This window comes from Aquitalea magnusonii, from assembly GCF_002217795.2.
GTDB classification, from domain to species: Bacteria; Pseudomonadota; Gammaproteobacteria; order Burkholderiales; family Chromobacteriaceae; genus Aquitalea; species Aquitalea magnusonii_B.
This window is the reverse complement of the sequence record NZ_AP018823.1, coordinates 3942959-3959800: the sequence shown is the minus strand read 5'-3', so window position 1 is coordinate 3959800 and position 16842 is coordinate 3942959. Positions and strand designations below refer to the sequence as shown.

Below are 16842 nucleotides of genomic sequence, written 5' to 3'. Positions count from 1 at the left end.
AGGGCATCGCTGGCATTGCCGTTCTCATGCCTGCCTTCCAACCATTGCGTGCAGAACCGTTGGCATTGTGGTTCGCGTTTACTGCTGTTGGCACCGGATATGAAAAAGCCCGCGTCCAGTGGCTGGAGGCGGGCTGGTGCCTGGGCCGGTGCTGCTTAGCTGATGGCCGGGCCGGTCAGGCTGTGTACGCCCATTTCGATCAGTGCGGCTGCATCCTCCGCGCTGCTAATCCCCTTGGCTTCCAGTTGCACGCCCATCAGTGCCGCCATGCGTAGCAGGCCGCGCAGCAGCGCAGAACGGCCCTCATCGGCATGAATGCCCTGGGTGAGGGTGCTGTCCAGTACCAGATAGCTGATGCTGGCCTCATGGGTACGTGCCACCAGTGCCAGATTGTGTCCCTGGATTTCCACCGCCAACTGATGGCCTGCCGGACGAATGGCGCGGCTGAAGGCGACAAAGTGCTCCCAGTGCTCATCCAGCCCGGTTTCGTGGAATTCAAAATTGATCTGGCGTTCCGGGTAGCGCTGTAGCAACTGCAAAATGGACGGCAGGAAGTCCGGATGGTGCAGCGAGGCGGGCGACATATTGACGGCCAGCACCCCCGCCGGGCCATGGCGCAGTGCCAGGTTAAGGGTATTGAGGTCCAGCCGGTGTACCAGTCCCAGCCGTGCCGCCTGTGACACCAGGCGCAAGGCACTCATGGCGGCCATGCCATGCTGTGCCGGGCGAAACAGCATGCCTTCATGCCACAACACCACCTTGTCCGGATCGCATACCGGGTACCAGCGCAACTGCAGCGAGTCATCCTGGCAGGCCGCTTCCAGCAGCGCCTTCCAGTCCGGCAGCGCTTCCCGGTCTGCAGGGGCTGCCCTGCTGCCCAGATACCAGCTATTGAGTGGCTGGGCCTCGGCCAGGGTCAGGCTGTCGCTGGCGCGGGCCAGCACCTCGGTCAGTTGGTCGCCACTTTGGAAGGCCGTGATGCCGATATGGCCCAGCCCAGGCTGGTCGGACAAGTCCATCGTCCAGTACACCGGCCACAGCAGGCAAAGCTCATCCGCCAGCTTGCCGGCCTCCTCATGGCCCAGCTCTGGGCAGAACAGGGCAAAGTCGGCACCGCGCAGGCGGGTGGCCATCCAGCCGCGGTGGGACTGGCACTGGCTGGCGAGATCATCCGCCACCCGCTTGAGCAGGGCATCGGTACGCCGTCCACCCAGGCGCTGGTTCAGTTCGGCCAGGCCGGCCACCCGGATCAGCAGCAGATGACCGCTGACCGGGTCGGCTTGCGGATTGAGCAGGTTGGCAAAGCGCTGTTCGAATGCTTCACGGTTAGGCAGGCCGGTACTGCTGTCAGTCAGCACTTCGCGGCGCAGGCGGTCCACTTCATCGCGCAGGCCCAGCAGGTAGTTTTGCAGCCGTTCCACCATGTGGTTCATCGCCATGCCCACTTCGGCCAGTTCCGGAATGCCGGGGATGGGAATGCGCATGAAGCGCTGTTCGCTGATGGCATGGGCTTGCGCCACCACCGCATGCAGTTCGCGGCGCAGGCTGCGGATGTCGAAAAAGCCCAGCAGGCCGGCAGCCAGGCCGATCACCACCAGCCAGAACACGGTTTGCAGCGCGCCTTGCCACAAGGAGCTGTAGGCATAGCCCAGATGTGCGCTCACCACGATGCGGCCAGCCTGCAGCCAGCCGTTGCTCACCTGGGCCAGTCCGGTTTGCGGCTTTAGCGGCAGCAACTGACGGAACCAGGCCGGGGTGTCTTCAAAACCGTTACGGTTGCGCAGATGGATGGCTTGCTGGGCTGGAACGCCTTCCCAGCTGATCTCGGCAAAGTGGCCCTGCTCGAAGGCCGCGCCCAGCAGGGTTTGCGCCATCACCGGATCGGCCTTGTACTGCGTCACCATCAGGGCCAGCGCGTTGGCGGTATCGGCACTTTGCGCGCTTAGCTGTTGTTCCAGATAGCTGCGGGCATTGAGCAGGTTGGCAATCAGCGCGCCGCCGATGGACAGCGCCACCAGCAACAGCAGTAACAGCCACAGGCGCTGTACCAGAGAAAGTTTGCGTGACTTCACGGGGGGACTCAAAAGGTAAAACCTTCCGTTTTCAGTTTGTCCAGCAGTTGTTTCCAGCGTGTCAGCCGGTTGACATTATTGTTTTGCGTACCGCCCACCCAGATGCTTTCCATATTGAAGCTGAACACCGGGATCAGGTCGGGCCGCTGCGAGGCAGGCTGGATGCTGGTGATCAGGTTATCCAGAATCAGCGGCTCCACTGTCGGGCTTGGATAGTATGCCAGCACCATGTGCGCTTGGGTGACATTGCTGGACGGGCCGCCAATGCGCGCCTTCACATAAGTCAGCCTGATCTTGTCCGGTGCCACGCCCAGCATGCGGAGCGACACGTATTTGCCAATCACGAAACCCTTGCAGTCGGCCATGCCCTTGCCAAAGGTTTCCAGTGGCGTGGCCCAGTAATCCTCCTGCCGCCATACCTGGCTGTTTTCCGCATAAGTAATGCGCCGGTTGAAAAACTCGTTCACCTCCTTCAGCCGTGCGCTGTCGCTACTGCCGGCATTGTTCAGCATGGCCTGCCACTCGCGGTACAGCCGCTGCGCCTGCGGGCCATAGCGCGACACGGTCTGCTCGCTGGGCAGGCTGCTGCCGGTAACACCCAGGCACAGCAGCCAGCTGAGCATGATGGGCAGCAGCAGGTGCAGCAGTTTGATGCCTGCGTCATGGACTCGCTGCAAGGGTGTTGTATCGGTGAGGACTGGCGGTGAACAGATCACGCTCATGGCATTTTTTCTGTAAAAAACAGGCAGCAACAGTAAATTTCAGTGTGTATAATTTAAATGTATTGTGTTTTAAACATGTATTTAAAATAAGCCACACATTTCATATGGGGTAGTATCGATGAGAAATTTGCGCAAATCCATCAGTTTGTCGGTGGCTATCGGCCTGGCCGGTGTTGCCGCTTTGTTGCCGCAACAGGCCAGTGCCATTGAGGTTACCGCCGCTGTGCAGCAGGCAATCCTGAACAACCCGGAAGTGCTGGCCAAGCTGCACCAGTTCCGTGGCGCGGGTCAGGATGTGAACGTGGGCCGGGCGGGGTACATGCCAACTGTCGATCTGAGTTACGAATCCAACCGCCAGCGCTATGACTACCCTAGCAATGTGGCAGTAACCGACCAGAACTACACCACCCGCGGTTGGAAACTGAGCCTGAGCCAGAACATCTTCCAGGGCTTGCAGACCTATAACACGGTCAAGCAACTGGGTTATGACGAACAGGCCAAATATTTTGATTTCCTGGATGCTACCGAAAGCATGGCCCTGCAGACGGTTCAGGCTTATCAGGATGTGCTGCGCTATCGTCAGTTGTTGGATACCGCTCAGGAAAACTATGCAATTCATAAGGGAATCTTTGAGCAAATTGCGCAGAAGGTGCAGGCCGGTGTCGGCCGCCGGGTGGATCTGGAACAGGCGGCAGGCCGTCTGGCGCTGGCCGAGAGCAATCTGATTACCGATACCTCCAACCTGCATGATGTATCGGTACGCTATGCCCGTCTGACCGGCAGCGATGCCCCGGCCCAGTTGAGCGATATTCCGTCGATGAAGTCTGCACTGCCCGGCAGCGGCGATTTGATCAAGAATGCCGTTGCGCACAATCCGGCCTACCTGAGCGCCCTGTCCAGCGTGCGTTCGGCCCAGGCCGAGGTGAATGTGCGTCGTGGTGCTTTCTCGCCCACGCTGGATTTGCAGGCCAGCAAGGCACCTACCGACAACTATAACGGCTACAACGGGCGTACCAAGCTCAGCTCGGTGGCGGTGATTTTCAACATGAATCTGTTCCGTGGCGGCGCAGACCGCGCCCGCCTGGGTTCGGCCGCCGAGAAGCTGAACACCACCAAGGATCTGCGCGACAAGGTGTGCCGTGACATGCGCCAGACCCTGAGCATTGCCAACAATAATATCGTCAAGCTCAAGGACCAGATGGAATCGCTGCGTCAGCACCAACTGTCCACCGAGAAGGCGCGCGACGCCTACCGCAAGCAGTTTGATATCGGCCAGCGTACCTTGCTGGATGTGCTGGACAGTGAAAACGAGTTGTTTGACGCCCAGCGCGCCTACATCAACGCCCAGTCCGATTACAAGGTTGCGGAAGCTACCGTGCTGGCCAACTCCGGCAGCCTGCTGCAAACCCTCAAGCTCAAGCCGGTGGAAGACTTCCAGACCGATAGCCTGAGTGAAGAAGAGCAGAACGCCTGCAATACCAGCTACACCCCGCCGGCCACGGTGGATGTGAAGTCGATTGCCGCCCGCCAGTACACCGCCGCCACGGCTGAGCCGCAGGCGGTGGCACCGGCAGCCGCACCGCTGGGGGTCAAGCCGCTGAAAGCCGGCAAGGCCAAGAAGCCGCAGGCTGCCAGCAGCAACTGAGCGCCCGCTGCCGCATCAGCCAAAGCCGCCTGTGAGGGCGGCTTTTTTGTGGCCTGGCGGTTTACACCCGGAAGCGGTTCAGGCTGTCATCCAGGGCGGCGGACAGTTCCTTCAGTTGCTGTGCCAGTTGATGGGATTCCTGCACCGAGCGGTTGGTGCTGTCATTCATCTGGGCAATCTGTTCCACATTGCGCGCCACGTCCTGGCTGGCCTGGCTTTGCTCCTTGATGGCCCCGGCAACATCGCCAATCTTGTCCACCGAGCGCTGTGACAATTCGCGGATCAACTGCAGCGACTGTGCCACCTGCTGGGCGCTGCCAACCCCGGTTTCAATGCGGCTATTGGCCTGCTGCATGCTGACAAAGGCCTGACGGGTGTCGGTTTGCACCCCGGAAATGCGGGTAGAGATTTCTGCCGTGGCAGAAGCCGTGCGTTCGGCCAGCTTGCGTACTTCATCTGCCACCACGGCAAAGCCGCGGCCCATCTCGCCGGCGCGGGCAGCCTCGATGGCGGCATTGAGCGCCAAGAGATTGGTTTGGTCGGCAATATCCCGGATCACCTTGACGATGTCGCCGATTTCACCCGAGCGCTGGTTCAACTGCTCAATCACTTGTGCGGTTTCGGTAATGCTGCTGGCAATCTGCTGAATCTCTGCCGCCGCCTGGCTTGCCAGTTGGCTGCTGCGGGTGGCCTCCCCGGTGGCATTGCGTACCTGCTCCTCCACGCCCTGGGTATTGTCGGACACCATCTGGATGCTGACGGTCATCTGTTCGATACTGGCGGCGCTGGCGGAGGCCGCTTCGGATTGCTGGTGCGAAGCCTTGGCCACATGATCGCTGACATGGCCCAACTGGTCGGCCACGCCAACCAGGCGTGAGGAGTAGCCGTGGGATTCCTGGATCAGCGTGCGTACCGTGCCCACCAGATCGGACACCGAGCGGCCCATGCTGCCCAGCTCGTTGCGGCCCAGATCGGGAAACTGCTGCCGCAGGTCGCGGCTTTGCGCCAGTTGCTGGCTGCTGTCGCGCATGCTGTTGAGCGGATGGCGGATGGAACGGATGATCAGCCAGGACAGCAGGATGCCCAGCAGCAAGGCAATGGCCAGCAGGGCCATCACGGCATTGCGCACCGAGGCCGAGGTGGTGTTGATCTGGCTGCCCAGGGCATTGACGGCGTCCACCGCGGCGCTGCTGATGGTCTGCAGCATCGCTTCCATCTGGTGTACGTTTTCCTTGAACTTGCCGATGGCGGCATTGCCGTCTGCCGGCGTGCTGATGCTGCCGGCTTCCACCTGGCTGCTGACGGTGTTGAAGCCGTCGGCATACGCCTGCAGTAATTCGCCCTGTTTGCGCACCGGCCCGCTCAGGCTGCTGCTCAGGCTGTTATTGCCCTCAGCCAGCGACTGCGACAGCTTGCCTACCGTTTCCTGGGCCTTGGCGTAAGTGTCTTTCCACTTGCCCAGATATTCTGCCCGCTTAGCGCTGTTGGCGATGTTCAGGTAGTAGTCTTTTTCAAAGCGCCTAAGATTGCCCATGTGTACGCGCAGTTGCGACACATCGCGGAAGAACACCAGTTCATGGCTGGAGACTTCCTCCACCCGCTGGTCGATACGACCCAGCCCTTGCAGGGTAATGCTGCCGATGATGGCCAGTGCAAGCAGCAGCAGGCCAAAACCGGTGGTGATGCGCACGGCGATGGATAGATTTTTCATTGAATTCCCCGGACTTCATTGCCAGACAGATGGATGGCGGATGGGTGTGTGCATGCGGTGCCAATCAACAGTCTGTCATGTAGATGAGCAACGGATGACGCCGGGGACGGTAGATGTTTTATGGTGGTAGCTACCCCGCGTCGTGACCATGCCAGCCACATCCGGCCGGCACATTAGCACGGTATAGCTTAACAATCACCTTTTGGCGCAGGATTATACGTTTGGCATGGCCAGGCCGATGGCCTGATAGCTATTGCGCCAGAGCGCGCCAGTTAATGTATGCAAGTCCATGGCGCGCAATCCGGCCAGGACAGCGGCAAAATTCTTTATATTGGCCGGAACATTGGGCTGCTGCTGCGCCCATTCCGGGCGGATGTCCGGCGCATCGGTTTCCAGCACCAGGGCGGACAGCGGGAGGGTGGCGGCCAGTTCGCGGATGCGGCGCGAGCCGCTATAGGTCATCGCCCCACCAAACCCTAGCTTGAAACCCAGGCCGATGAATGCCTCGGCCTGCTGCCGGCTGCCATTGAAGGCGTGGGCGATGCCGCCGGGTACCGGAATCTGGCGCAGGTATTTGAGAACGCGGTCCTGTGCGCGCCGCACATGCAGCAGCACCGGCAGATTGTATTTGCGGGCCAGCTTCAGTTGTTCCACCAGCAGGCTTTCCTGCCGCGCGGCATCCAGACCGGGCAGGTAGTAATCCAGTCCGATTTCTCCTACCGCCACCGGCGCATGCTGCTGCAGGTGCTGTTCCAGCAGTTGCAGGTGATCGTCCTGATGACGTGCCAGATAAATAGGATGCAGGCCGAAGGCAATCCAGCAGCCATAACGCGCGCGCATGGCCAGGCTGTCGGCAAAGCTGTCACTGTGGATGGAAGGCAGCAGCAACTGGCCGACACCGCAGGCCTGGGCGGTGCTGACAATCTCATCGCGCTGGCCATTGAATTCGGCGGCATCCAGGTGGCAGTGGGTGTCGATCAGGCAGGGGCCGGGGGCACTCTGAAAATGCATGCTTTCACTCCGTGATGCTTAAGCTGGGGTCAGGCTAGGCGGTTTGCAGCCGGGACAGGAAATCGGCAATCGGCATGGGCCGGCCAAACAGATAGCCCTGGAAGGCATGGCAGTGCTGCTGCAGCAGGAAGTCGCGCTGGGTGGTGGTTTCCACGCCTTCGGCAATCACCTGCAGCTGCATGCTGTCGGCCAGCGCCACAATGGTGCGGATGATGGACACATCATTGCTATTGCTGTCGATGTCGCGCACGAAGGACTGGTCTATTTTCAGTTGGTCCAGCGGCAGGCGCTTGATATAGGACAGCGAGGAGTAGCCGGTGCCAAAATCATCCAGCGAGAAGCACACCCCGTCCTGTTTCAGGGTGTTCATCTTGCGCACGGTGTCATCCACATCCTGCAGCAGCAGGCTTTCGGTCAGCTCCAGCTTCAGGCGATGTGCCGGCGCGCCGCTGTACAGCAGCGCATTGCGTACCATCTCGACAAAGCCGGCCTGGTGGAACTGGCGTGCGCTGACATTGACTGCCAGTTGCAGCCTGGCGGTGGCCGGGTTCCTGGCCCATTCCGCCAACTGACGGCAGGCGGTGTAGAGTGCCCACTCGCCCAGCGGCACGATCAGGCCGGATTCCTCGGCCAGCGGGATAAAGCTGACTGGCCCCACCAGGCCATGTTCTGGCCGTTGCCAGCGCAGCAGCGCTTCGGCACCGGTAATGTGGCCGTCGGCATCCACCTGCGGCTGGTAGTAGAGCACGAATTGCTGTTGTTGCAGTCCACGCCGCAGTGCGGCTTCCAGCTCGGCGCGGGCGGTAACGGCCTGCTGCATTTCCGGGTCGAAAAAGCGCAGCGTGTTGCGGCCGGCGGCCTTGGCCTGGTACATGGCCAGATCGGCGCGCTTGAGCAGCTCTTCCACCGAGCCGACAGCGCTGTCAAACAGTACCGCCCCCATGCTGCAGGTGCTGTGGTGCATGCCATCGAGCATGGGGTAGGGGCGGGACAGGGTTTCCAGAATATGCTGGCCAATGCTGCGTGCCTGCTGTGCTGCCAGTGCCGTTTCGCTGTCCAGGCTCTCCAGCATCACCACAAATTCGTCGCCGCCCAGCCGTGCCACGGTATCGCCTGGCCGCAGGCAGTCATTCAGGCGCTGCGCCACTTCTTGCAGCAGGCGGTCACCCATATCGTGGCCCAGGGTGTCATTGAGGGTTTTGAAATTGTCCAGGTCGATAAACAGCAAGGCACCGCATTGCTGGCGGTGCTGGCTGTATTCCAGGGCCATTTGCAGCCGGTCCAGCAGCAGGCGGCGGTTGGGCAGTTGGGTAAGCGGATCGTAGAAGGCCAGCCGCTTGATCTTGTCCTCAGCGGCCTTGCGCTGGGTGATGTCGCTCATGGTGGCCACATAGTGGCTGACATTGCCATCATCGCCCAGCACCGCGCTGATGCTCAGCCATTCCGGGTAGATGTCCCCGCTTTTGCGCCGGTTCCAGATTTCGCCTTGCCAGGCGCCCAGCTCCTGCAGGCTTTGCCACATGCGCTGGTAAAAGGCGCTGTCGTGACGGCCAGATTGCAGCAGGCTGATCTTGCGCCCCACCACTTCGTCCGTGGTATAGCCGGTGATTTTGCTAAAGGCACTGTTCACCCGCAGGATCACGGTGTGACAGTCTGTCACCACCATGCCTTCCTGTGCTTCAAATGCGGTAGCCGCAATGCGTAATAGCTGCTCGGCGTGCTTGCGTTCACTGATATCGCGCGCCGAGGCGTACAGATAAGGCCGTCCCGCGATATGCACGGTCTTGGCATTGATTTCCACCTCCAGCAGCGAGCCATCCTTGCGGCGGTGGCGGGTTTCAAAGCGCTGGCCGTGGCTGCTGCCCGCGCGTATCAACTGCTGCAGTTGTTCTGGCCGGATGTCCTTGTCCCAGTCAGACAGCACAAAGTGGCGCATCTCCGCCATCTCATAGCCCAGCATGCTGGCAAAGGACGGGCTGTATTCGGTGAGGCGGCCCTGCTCATCCAGAATGTGGATTCCGTCAGAGGCCGTTTGCAATAGGGCGGCCTGGCGCAGGGTTTCCGACAAGGCGGCATGCTCGGCAGCCTCCCGTTCCGATGTTTGCTGTTCCAGCGCACGGGTACGCAAGGCCACCAGCAGCGCCAGTTCGGCGCGGTGGCGTCGCAGTTCTGTCATTTGCCAGGCCAGCCAGCCCAGCAGGATGCTGATGGTCAGTACCAGCAGGCTGTTGATCACCAGGTGGTGCAGATTGCGCCAGCCATCCCTGGGCTGTACGTCCAGCACCCACAGTCCATTGGGCATGTTGATGCGAAAGTGAACCGGATCATCCAGTCGCAGCTCCGCCCCGCCGGAGCTGGCCAGCACCTGTACCTGACCGCTGTCCGGGTGCTGCCGCCACAGGCTGTAGTGGTAGCCGCGCTTGGACAGCCAATCCAGCCCGGCACCATGCAGCACGTCGGGAAAGCGCATCAGGGCAATCACAAAGCCCCAGAACACGGGTGGACTGTTCTTGTCCGGGTTCAGAAATACCGGCAGCCGGCCAACCGCACCCATGCCGCCCTGCACCAGCGGAAAAGGACCGGCCAGCGTCATTTGCCCGCTGTTGCGGGCCATGAAGGCTTCCTTATTGCGTGCCGGATCGGCCAGCAGATTGTGCCCCAGCGCCTTTTCATTGCCCTTGAGCGGGTAGATTTGCCGCACCACCCCGTCCGGGGCCAGTTGTAGCGACATCACGCCGGGGTAGTAGCTCATCAGCGGGCGGGCAAAGGTATCAAAATCCTCCAGCCGGCCACGACCCTGCCGCACCATGGCGCTAAGGGCATAGGTGGACGACAGCGCCCGGTCTACCGCCACTTTCACGGCATTGCCGCGGTCGGTGGCATCAGCCAGCGCCAGGGAGCGGGCCAGCTCCTCATCCTGACGCGCAGCCACATACACCACCGCCATGCCAATCAGGCAGGAGAGCAGGGCAATGCAAAGGCTGATCAGCCAGGTGCGCCAGATCTTGTTCACGGTGGTCGGTACAGGGTGGTGGAAAGTAACAGCGTCGAAAGGCCGGCAACAGGGTGCTGCACCGGTACTGACCGTTGCCGGGCAAGGCCCGAGCCAGAACGTAGTGTACTGAGCAAGTCTGGCAGATGTCATGCCGAACGCAAAGAAAATCCCTCGCATTTGCGCGTAATCAGACTACATGCATTGCCCAACCTTCCGCGCCAGCAAAATCAGCCGGCTGCGGCAATTGGTCACATCCCAGAACAAAGCCAACTTGCTACGCTCCCCTCGGCAAACGTCAAACAGTTGTTTGGCCACTGCAGGCAGGCACTGCTGTGGCCGATCGCGCCAATTGCCGCCTGCCGATAACAGTGCCGGACAAGGCGCAGTGCTTGATCCGGTATGTATTTCATTCCGTCGCTCATTTGGGAAACACCATGCAATTGCACGCCAAGCCGGCCGTCCTGGCCGTCACCCTTGCCCTGTCCGCCTTTCCCCGCATGGCACAGGCCGCCGACAGCAGCACCCAACTGGTACAACTGCCCGAAGTCGTGGTAACTGGCAGCCGCCACGACAGCCAGGCCGATGGCAACAGCCTCAGCCCGGCACAACTGGCCGCGCAAGCCGCCCGCAGCAGCGACAGCGCCCAACTGCTGCAGGACATCCCCGGCCTCAATCTGCATGCCGCCGGTGGCTTCTCCAGCCTGCCGGTACTGCGCGGCCTGGCCGACGACCGCCTGCTGGTGAAAACCGACGGTGCCAGCCTGGTGGCTGCCTGCCCCAATCACATGAATTCCCCGCTGTCCTATATGGATGCCAGCCAGGTGGACAGCGTGCAGGTATATAACGGTGCCGCCCCGGTCAGTGCCGGGGGCGACAATATCGGCGGGGTGATTGTGGCCCGTTCCGCCGCGCCGCAATTTGCCGAAGCAGGCCAGATATTGCAGACCGGCAACGTGGGTGCGTTCTACCGCAGCAATGGCGATGGCCGTGGAGCCAATGCCAGCGCCACCCTGGCCAACGACCATGTCAGCATCAACTACACCGGCTCCACCGCCCGCAGCAACAACTACGACGCCGCAGCCGATTTCAAGAAATCCGGCCTGGCCGCCACCGGCCGCGCCTGGATGGATGGCAAAACGGTAGGCTCCACCGCCTACAAAACCGAAAACCACCAACTGGGCCTGGCCTGGCGCGATAACGATCAATTGCTGGAAGCCAAAGTGGGCGTGCAACGCACGCCTTATGAGGGCTTTGCCAACCAGCGCATGGACATGACCGACAACAGCAGCGACCAGCTGAACCTGCACTACAACGGCCAGTTTGCCTGGGGCGAGCTGGATGCCCGCCTGTACAGCCAGTACGTGCGCCACAGCATGAACTTTGGCGATGACAAGCAAACTGTTTACGGCATCTATCACAATGGCATGCCGATGGATTCCGCCAGCCACACGCTGGGCGGCAGCCTGACTGCCGATCTGGCCCTGAATGCGCGCGACAAACTGAAACTGGGCAGCGAAGTCCAGCGCTACAGCCTGAACGACTGGTGGCCGGCTGCCGGTGGTAATGGAGGCATGGGCCCTAACACCTTCTGGAACATCAAGGACGGCAACCGCGACCGCGTGGACGCCTTTGCCGAATGGCAGGCGGACTGGACAGCACAATGGCGCAGCATCATCGGCGCACGGCTCAGCCAGGTGAAAAGCAACACCGGCAGCGTAGCGGGCTACAACAGCAACGTCTCCTACGCGCCGGATGCCGCCAGCTTCAACGCGCAAAACCACGCCCGTACCGACCTCAACCTCGACCTGTCCGCGCTGGCCCGCTTCACCCCGGATGACAACGCGCAATACGAACTGGCCTACGCGCAGAAAACCCGCTCGCCCAATCTGTACGAGCGCTACACCTGGTCCAGCAACACCATGGCCGCGGTGATGAACAACTTTGCCGGAGACGGCAACGGCTATGTCGGCAATGCCAACCTCAAGCCGGAAGTGGCCCACACCCTCAGCAGCAGCGCCAACTGGCACGCCGCCGACGGCGAAGCCTGGCAATTCAAGCTCAGCCCCTACTACAGCTATGTGGAAAACTACATCGACGCCCAGCGTTACGGCACGGCCAACAACAACCAGACCGCCACCACCGGCTATGTGGTGCTGCAATACGTCAACCAGAACGCCCAGCTATACGGCATGGACGTCAGCGGCAAGCTGCAACTGGCCAGAACCACCGGCTTCGGCCGCTTCGATGCCACCGCCCAGCTCAGCTACACCCGTGGCGAAAACCTCAGCACTGGCGACAATCTGTACAACATCATGCCGCTCAACGCCAAACTGGCGCTGGTAAACACGCTGGGGCAGTGGACCAGCACCGCCGAATGGCAGGCCGTCCGCGCCAAAACGGACGTCTCCGCCGTGCGCAACGAAGTCAAAACCCCCGGCTACAGCCTGTTCAACCTGCGCACCCGCTATGAAAACAAACGGTTCAGCGTGGACGTGGGCATCGACAACGTATTCAACCACTTCTACACCCTGCCGCTGGGTGGTGCCTACACCGGCCAGGGCATGACCATGAGCCGCGCCGGCATCCCCTGGGGCGTAGGCGTGGCCGGCCCCGCCCGCTCGCTGTACACCGCCTTCAACCTCAAGTTCTGACCCCGCCTGACACGCCCGCCAGATGGCGGCCACAACAAAACACCCCCGGCCATGCAGATGGAGCGGGGGTGTTTTGTTGTTTGGGGTCTTTATCGAAGTGTGGCTGGAAAGCCAATACAGACGGTGATTTCTGGTTTGTGGGAACTTGGTCGATGCACAAATTTATACACAGCAAACCCAGTTTGGCCTGAAGTCTAGATCCCTGTGGGAGGACGGTACAAGCCAGATCCCCGACAGGGATAGAAGTATTAATAGTGAAGTATATTTCACTTTTTCAACACAAAAATAGGATGTGCTCTATTTTTTGGGCTGCCTGAAAAACTAGAATAGCAGATTAGACTATTCTTCTCGGTGTCCGGTACCCTCAAGCCATAAACACTTTCCATGCTAAAGAAAACATCACTTGATTCATTGGTAGCAAATCCACTGTAGCCATTTTGAATCAAGTTAGTAACAACACCCTCTTCTCGTTCTGCAGTAATGTAGCATAGATTATCACAAAGCTCGACTAATTGATCTGCCGTCAATCTAGACTCTGGATTATAATCTAAACATCTTTCAACAATAGCTTGAAGCTCAGTAGACAGCAGAGAAAATTGAGGATTTCTAGTCATGAATTTAGGCCAAGGCTTTCGTTCCTTATTTTTTACATTAACGGCTGCCTCTAAATAAACCCCAAATGGATAATCACCAGTCAAAAGCTGAAACATCATTGCACCTACAGACCATATATCAACAGAAGGTAGTATTTTTTGGTCAGACTGTCTGAACATCATCTCAGGAGCCATGAATGGCAATGCCCCCTTAATAGTTCCAGATGTGGACTGAGTTAAGTCGCCCGCTTTTGCAGCCTCTTCAAACACCTCTTCAGTAAGTGTCGCTATTCCAAAATCAGTTATTTTTAAGTTGCTCAGTTCTACACCGGCACTAACCATAATATTGCTTGGCTTTAAATCTCGATGAATTACACCCTCTCGATGAGATGCGCTAACACCCTTCGCAATATGATGCAATATTTTTGCAGCAAAGTGAGGATCAAAATATCCAAATCTATCTAATTTCTGAGAGAGTGTTTCACCATTGATAAGCTCTTCAATCAGATAGACAGTTCCATTTTCATCAATGTAATCTAACGTTTTTGCAACATGATGATGGTTTATTCTTGCAGAAATAATTGCACTTTTTTGGAATCGTCGATTTTGCTGACCTGCTTGAGGTGTTTTCAATGCAACTTCGGTATCTAGCTCAGTATCATGGGCCAAGAAAACTTCTTGCATACCTCCACGCCCGATATGTTTTAGTATTTTATATCGCCCAGCTATGATTCTATCAATCATTACGGCATTACCTCTGGATTAGATATGTCAAATGTCACAAACATTCTTTTCTTACTATCATGCAAAGTTAGTACGCAACAACCAGGTAAAGCATCTCCAACTTTTGCATAAATGTTATTTATCGAAACAACGCCAAGAATATGTTTGACAACAAAAATAAAATCATTGTACTCAATTGAAATTGAACATCCACTTCCATACTTCACGGTTGCAATTCGATGCATCGCATTAAGTTCATTAGTTCCATTTTTAGAAACTAATAGTGCACGATGCTTTCCTGCTAGTAGATGCTTTCGAAGAATTTCCTCGACAGATGAAATGTCTGGTCTATCCGCCGGGTTATACTCCATGCATTGATTAATAATTGATATTATTTTACTAGGGAGACCGTGAAGTGCATTTTTGATTGCCAAATCATTTTTTGGCCTCGGTGGCTGCTGGGTAAGCTCCAAAGGGAGGGGAATTCCAAGCAATCGTAGTGCCATTACTCCGAAAGCATAAACATCAATTGATTTATCAAATCCAATCATGCCGTCGCCCCAGAGTTCAGGGGCCATATAACCAATAGTGCCAATAATACTAGCTGTTTTAGCTTCATCACCATTAGGGCGTGCCAAGCCAAAGTCAATAATCTTCACAACGCCATTTCTGTCAATTCTTATGTTGTTAGGCTTTATGTCTCTATGAATAATATTTGAGTTATGAATATCTTTCAGGCCGCATGCTATCTGCCAAATATCCTTAATGAAAACGGTATCCTTATGGTAGGAGCCATTCTTTAGTGTGGTTCCCTTAATGTACTCAAGAACAATTGCTTTTTTCGCGACGCTTCCTTGTGTAACTGAGATCACGTCAAATATTTGTACAACATGCTTTGAGCGCAACCGCATTAACGCTTTTTGCTCATCAATAAGACGTCGCTGATCCTCTCCGTCTTTTAGTAATTTAAAAACAACTTCTCTATTCAGATGGATATCACTTCCAATAAATATATCTCCCATACCGCCGCCATCCATTGGCCTGTGTATGTGATATCTAACTTTTGCAGTCATTTAATTGTCCGAAATTAGTTTGGTGTCAATTTCAATCAATAATTGTGGGTTTGAGCTCTCAACCTTTTTTTCTTTAGGTGCCCTTGGCTTTCTTTTTCTTTTTTGTGGTGATTGTTTAGGACCTGAATCGTGATCGGCTTTTTTCTCGGTTGGGATATTATTCTTAACTTCGTCATCGTGATTTTCATTCGCGTCAACATGCCTAGGATCAACTTCACAGTCTTCGCAATTTTTATCTAAAATGTCAGCTCTCTTGTAAGGAAAATTTTCATTTTTCTTAGCTATCTCCTCATCAAGAGAGCTCTCCCTTATCCATAGGAAATTTGTTGACGTAAATGAATCTGCAATTTCCACGCCAGCATCTCTAATATCCTGCAGAGAGTTAAGGGCAGCACCAACATCCACAATAGATAATGATGCATTATCAGGAGATCCACACCATCTAGCCAATGCCGATAGTCTATCTATTGCAACGGAAGGGGTATTTGAGTTGATCAAAATTTTATAAAATGTACCTTGGTCGACATAGTGAATTCCATCTGAGGTAATAACTATATTTTTTACATCAGAATGAATATTGTTAATATGTGGCTTGATCCCTTCTCCCATGCCTATAAATTGCAATAATTCTTTCCCATGACCACCAACTAACTCCTCCAGTGAGTCATCAACAGTTAGTCTAATCACTTCTCTGTTGGGTTTTTCAACAGTAGCATATATGCGGCTGTCACCTACATTCAATGTGTTAATTTTATTATCACCACCAATGCAAACAACCGATAAAGTAGCACCTCCAGTGCCATTGAATAACTCCCCAACAGCGTTATTCGCAGCGTGAGCAGCAAGTTCTAATCGCTTTTCAGCATCTAAGTGTCTATTGCTAATTGCAGAATAAAAGAAACTAGCAATCGCCTTATTTGCACACAACTTACCATCCCTCATGCCTCCCATGCCATCAGAAAGTGCAATGATGATAAAAGAGTGGCCAATCGATGGATTGACGTTAACTCGTATAGCAGCCACCTGATCTTGATTTTCAGTTCGTCTCAGTCCAATATCTGTGGAAAAAAAGACTGAATAATCATCCATTGCAGCTTTCCCACGATCTGGTGTTTGCCGCATTAGCCATTTCTCAAGGACTTTTTTTAGCATAAATTCTCTTTCGGCAATTCAGTTGTATATATTTATTTGGTCTGATGAATGGTGCTGATTTATCGTGCAATTTACAAACTATTTAATTGAAAGTGACGTTTAACTCTGCTAATTAATTAGCGTTGATAAATTAGATAACTAATTATTGAGTTAATTTATTACAAAATCGGAAAATGAAATGATTTAGCATGTGTGTATTATGGCTGTGGTTCTGACAAAAATGAATAGTGCCTTCATAGTTGCGTAATTTTTCTCCTAAGTATGTAGCAAAAAGCGCTGCTATGCCGTCAAATCCTCTAGGAATGGTCTGAACAAGTCCAGGTGTAAAAATATTTACACAATAAAATCAATGATTTATGGAACATCAAGATTGAAATCAGCCATTTAATCAGACCTTCCCTAGTTCTCATCTAAGTTTATGATTTTTAATGATTAATTTGTTAGTGGATTCGTCAATTTTCCGCCAACTTGGCTCAGGAAACCACCAACAGGCT

The 16842-nt window shown here is 55.9% G+C and carries 10 protein-coding genes; 2 read left to right on the top strand and 8 right to left on the bottom strand.

The genetic code is table 11. From position 1 onward, the window contains the following. Positions 1-155 precede the first annotated feature (155 nt). Together DLM_RS18570 and DLM_RS18565 are read right to left on the bottom strand one after the other, a co-directional pair. Positions 156-2072, bottom strand: a complete 1917-nt coding sequence (locus DLM_RS18570; RefSeq protein ID WP_089086373.1) for a LapD/MoxY N-terminal periplasmic domain-containing protein — start codon at positions 2070-2072, stop codon at positions 156-158. 8 nt (positions 2073-2080) lie between these two features. Beyond that, complete coding sequence (locus tag DLM_RS18565) at positions 2081-2794, bottom strand: transglutaminase-like cysteine peptidase (RefSeq protein ID WP_089086374.1); 714 nt, start codon at positions 2792-2794, stop codon at positions 2081-2083. A gap of 118 nt (positions 2795-2912) precedes the next feature. Between DLM_RS18565 and DLM_RS18560 the strand changes: the two genes are divergently transcribed. After that, a complete protein-coding gene (locus DLM_RS18560) occupies positions 2913-4439 on the top strand; it encodes a TolC family outer membrane protein (RefSeq protein ID WP_089086375.1) in 1527 nt (508 codons plus the stop codon). A gap of 61 nt (positions 4440-4500) precedes the next feature. Here the strand turns inward: DLM_RS18560 and DLM_RS18555 are convergent, their stop codons facing one another. From DLM_RS18555 to DLM_RS18545, 3 genes are all read right to left on the bottom strand, one after another. After that, a complete protein-coding gene (locus DLM_RS18555) occupies positions 4501-6150 on the bottom strand; it encodes a methyl-accepting chemotaxis protein (RefSeq protein ID WP_089086376.1) in 1650 nt (549 codons plus the stop codon). A gap of 213 nt (positions 6151-6363) precedes the next feature. Then, the gene (locus DLM_RS18550; protein ID WP_089086377.1) at positions 6364-7161 is read right to left on the bottom strand and encodes a TatD family hydrolase; all 798 of its coding nucleotides are present in this window, start codon (positions 7159-7161) and stop codon (positions 6364-6366) included. Between the two features lie 34 nt (positions 7162-7195). After that, complete coding sequence (locus DLM_RS18545; RefSeq protein WP_167467163.1) at positions 7196-10174, bottom strand: EAL domain-containing protein; 2979 nt, start codon at positions 10172-10174, stop codon at positions 7196-7198. A gap of 416 nt (positions 10175-10590) precedes the next feature. Here DLM_RS18545 and DLM_RS18540 point away from each other — a divergent pair, with 416 nt between their 5' ends. Next, positions 10591-12807: a TonB-dependent receptor gene (locus DLM_RS18540; protein WP_089086379.1), complete on the top strand. Its 2217-nt coding sequence runs from the start codon at positions 10591-10593 to the stop codon at positions 12805-12807. A gap of 266 nt (positions 12808-13073) precedes the next feature. Here DLM_RS18540 and DLM_RS18535 read toward each other — a convergent pair whose 3' ends face one another. From DLM_RS18535 to DLM_RS23190, 3 genes are read right to left on the bottom strand one after another with little or no spacing between them, the layout of a single operon-like run. Then, a complete protein-coding gene (locus tag DLM_RS18535; RefSeq protein WP_089086380.1) occupies positions 13074-14144 on the bottom strand; it encodes a serine/threonine-protein kinase in 1071 nt (356 codons plus the stop codon). After that, a complete protein-coding gene (locus tag DLM_RS18530; RefSeq protein ID WP_089086381.1) occupies positions 14144-15196 on the bottom strand; it encodes a serine/threonine-protein kinase in 1053 nt (350 codons plus the stop codon). Before DLM_RS18530 ends, DLM_RS18535 begins: the two co-directional genes overlap by 1 nt. Beyond that, positions 15197-16348: a PP2C family protein-serine/threonine phosphatase gene (locus tag DLM_RS23190; RefSeq protein ID WP_145985895.1), complete on the bottom strand. Its 1152-nt coding sequence runs from the start codon at positions 16346-16348 to the stop codon at positions 15197-15199. Positions 16349-16842 lie beyond the last annotated feature (494 nt).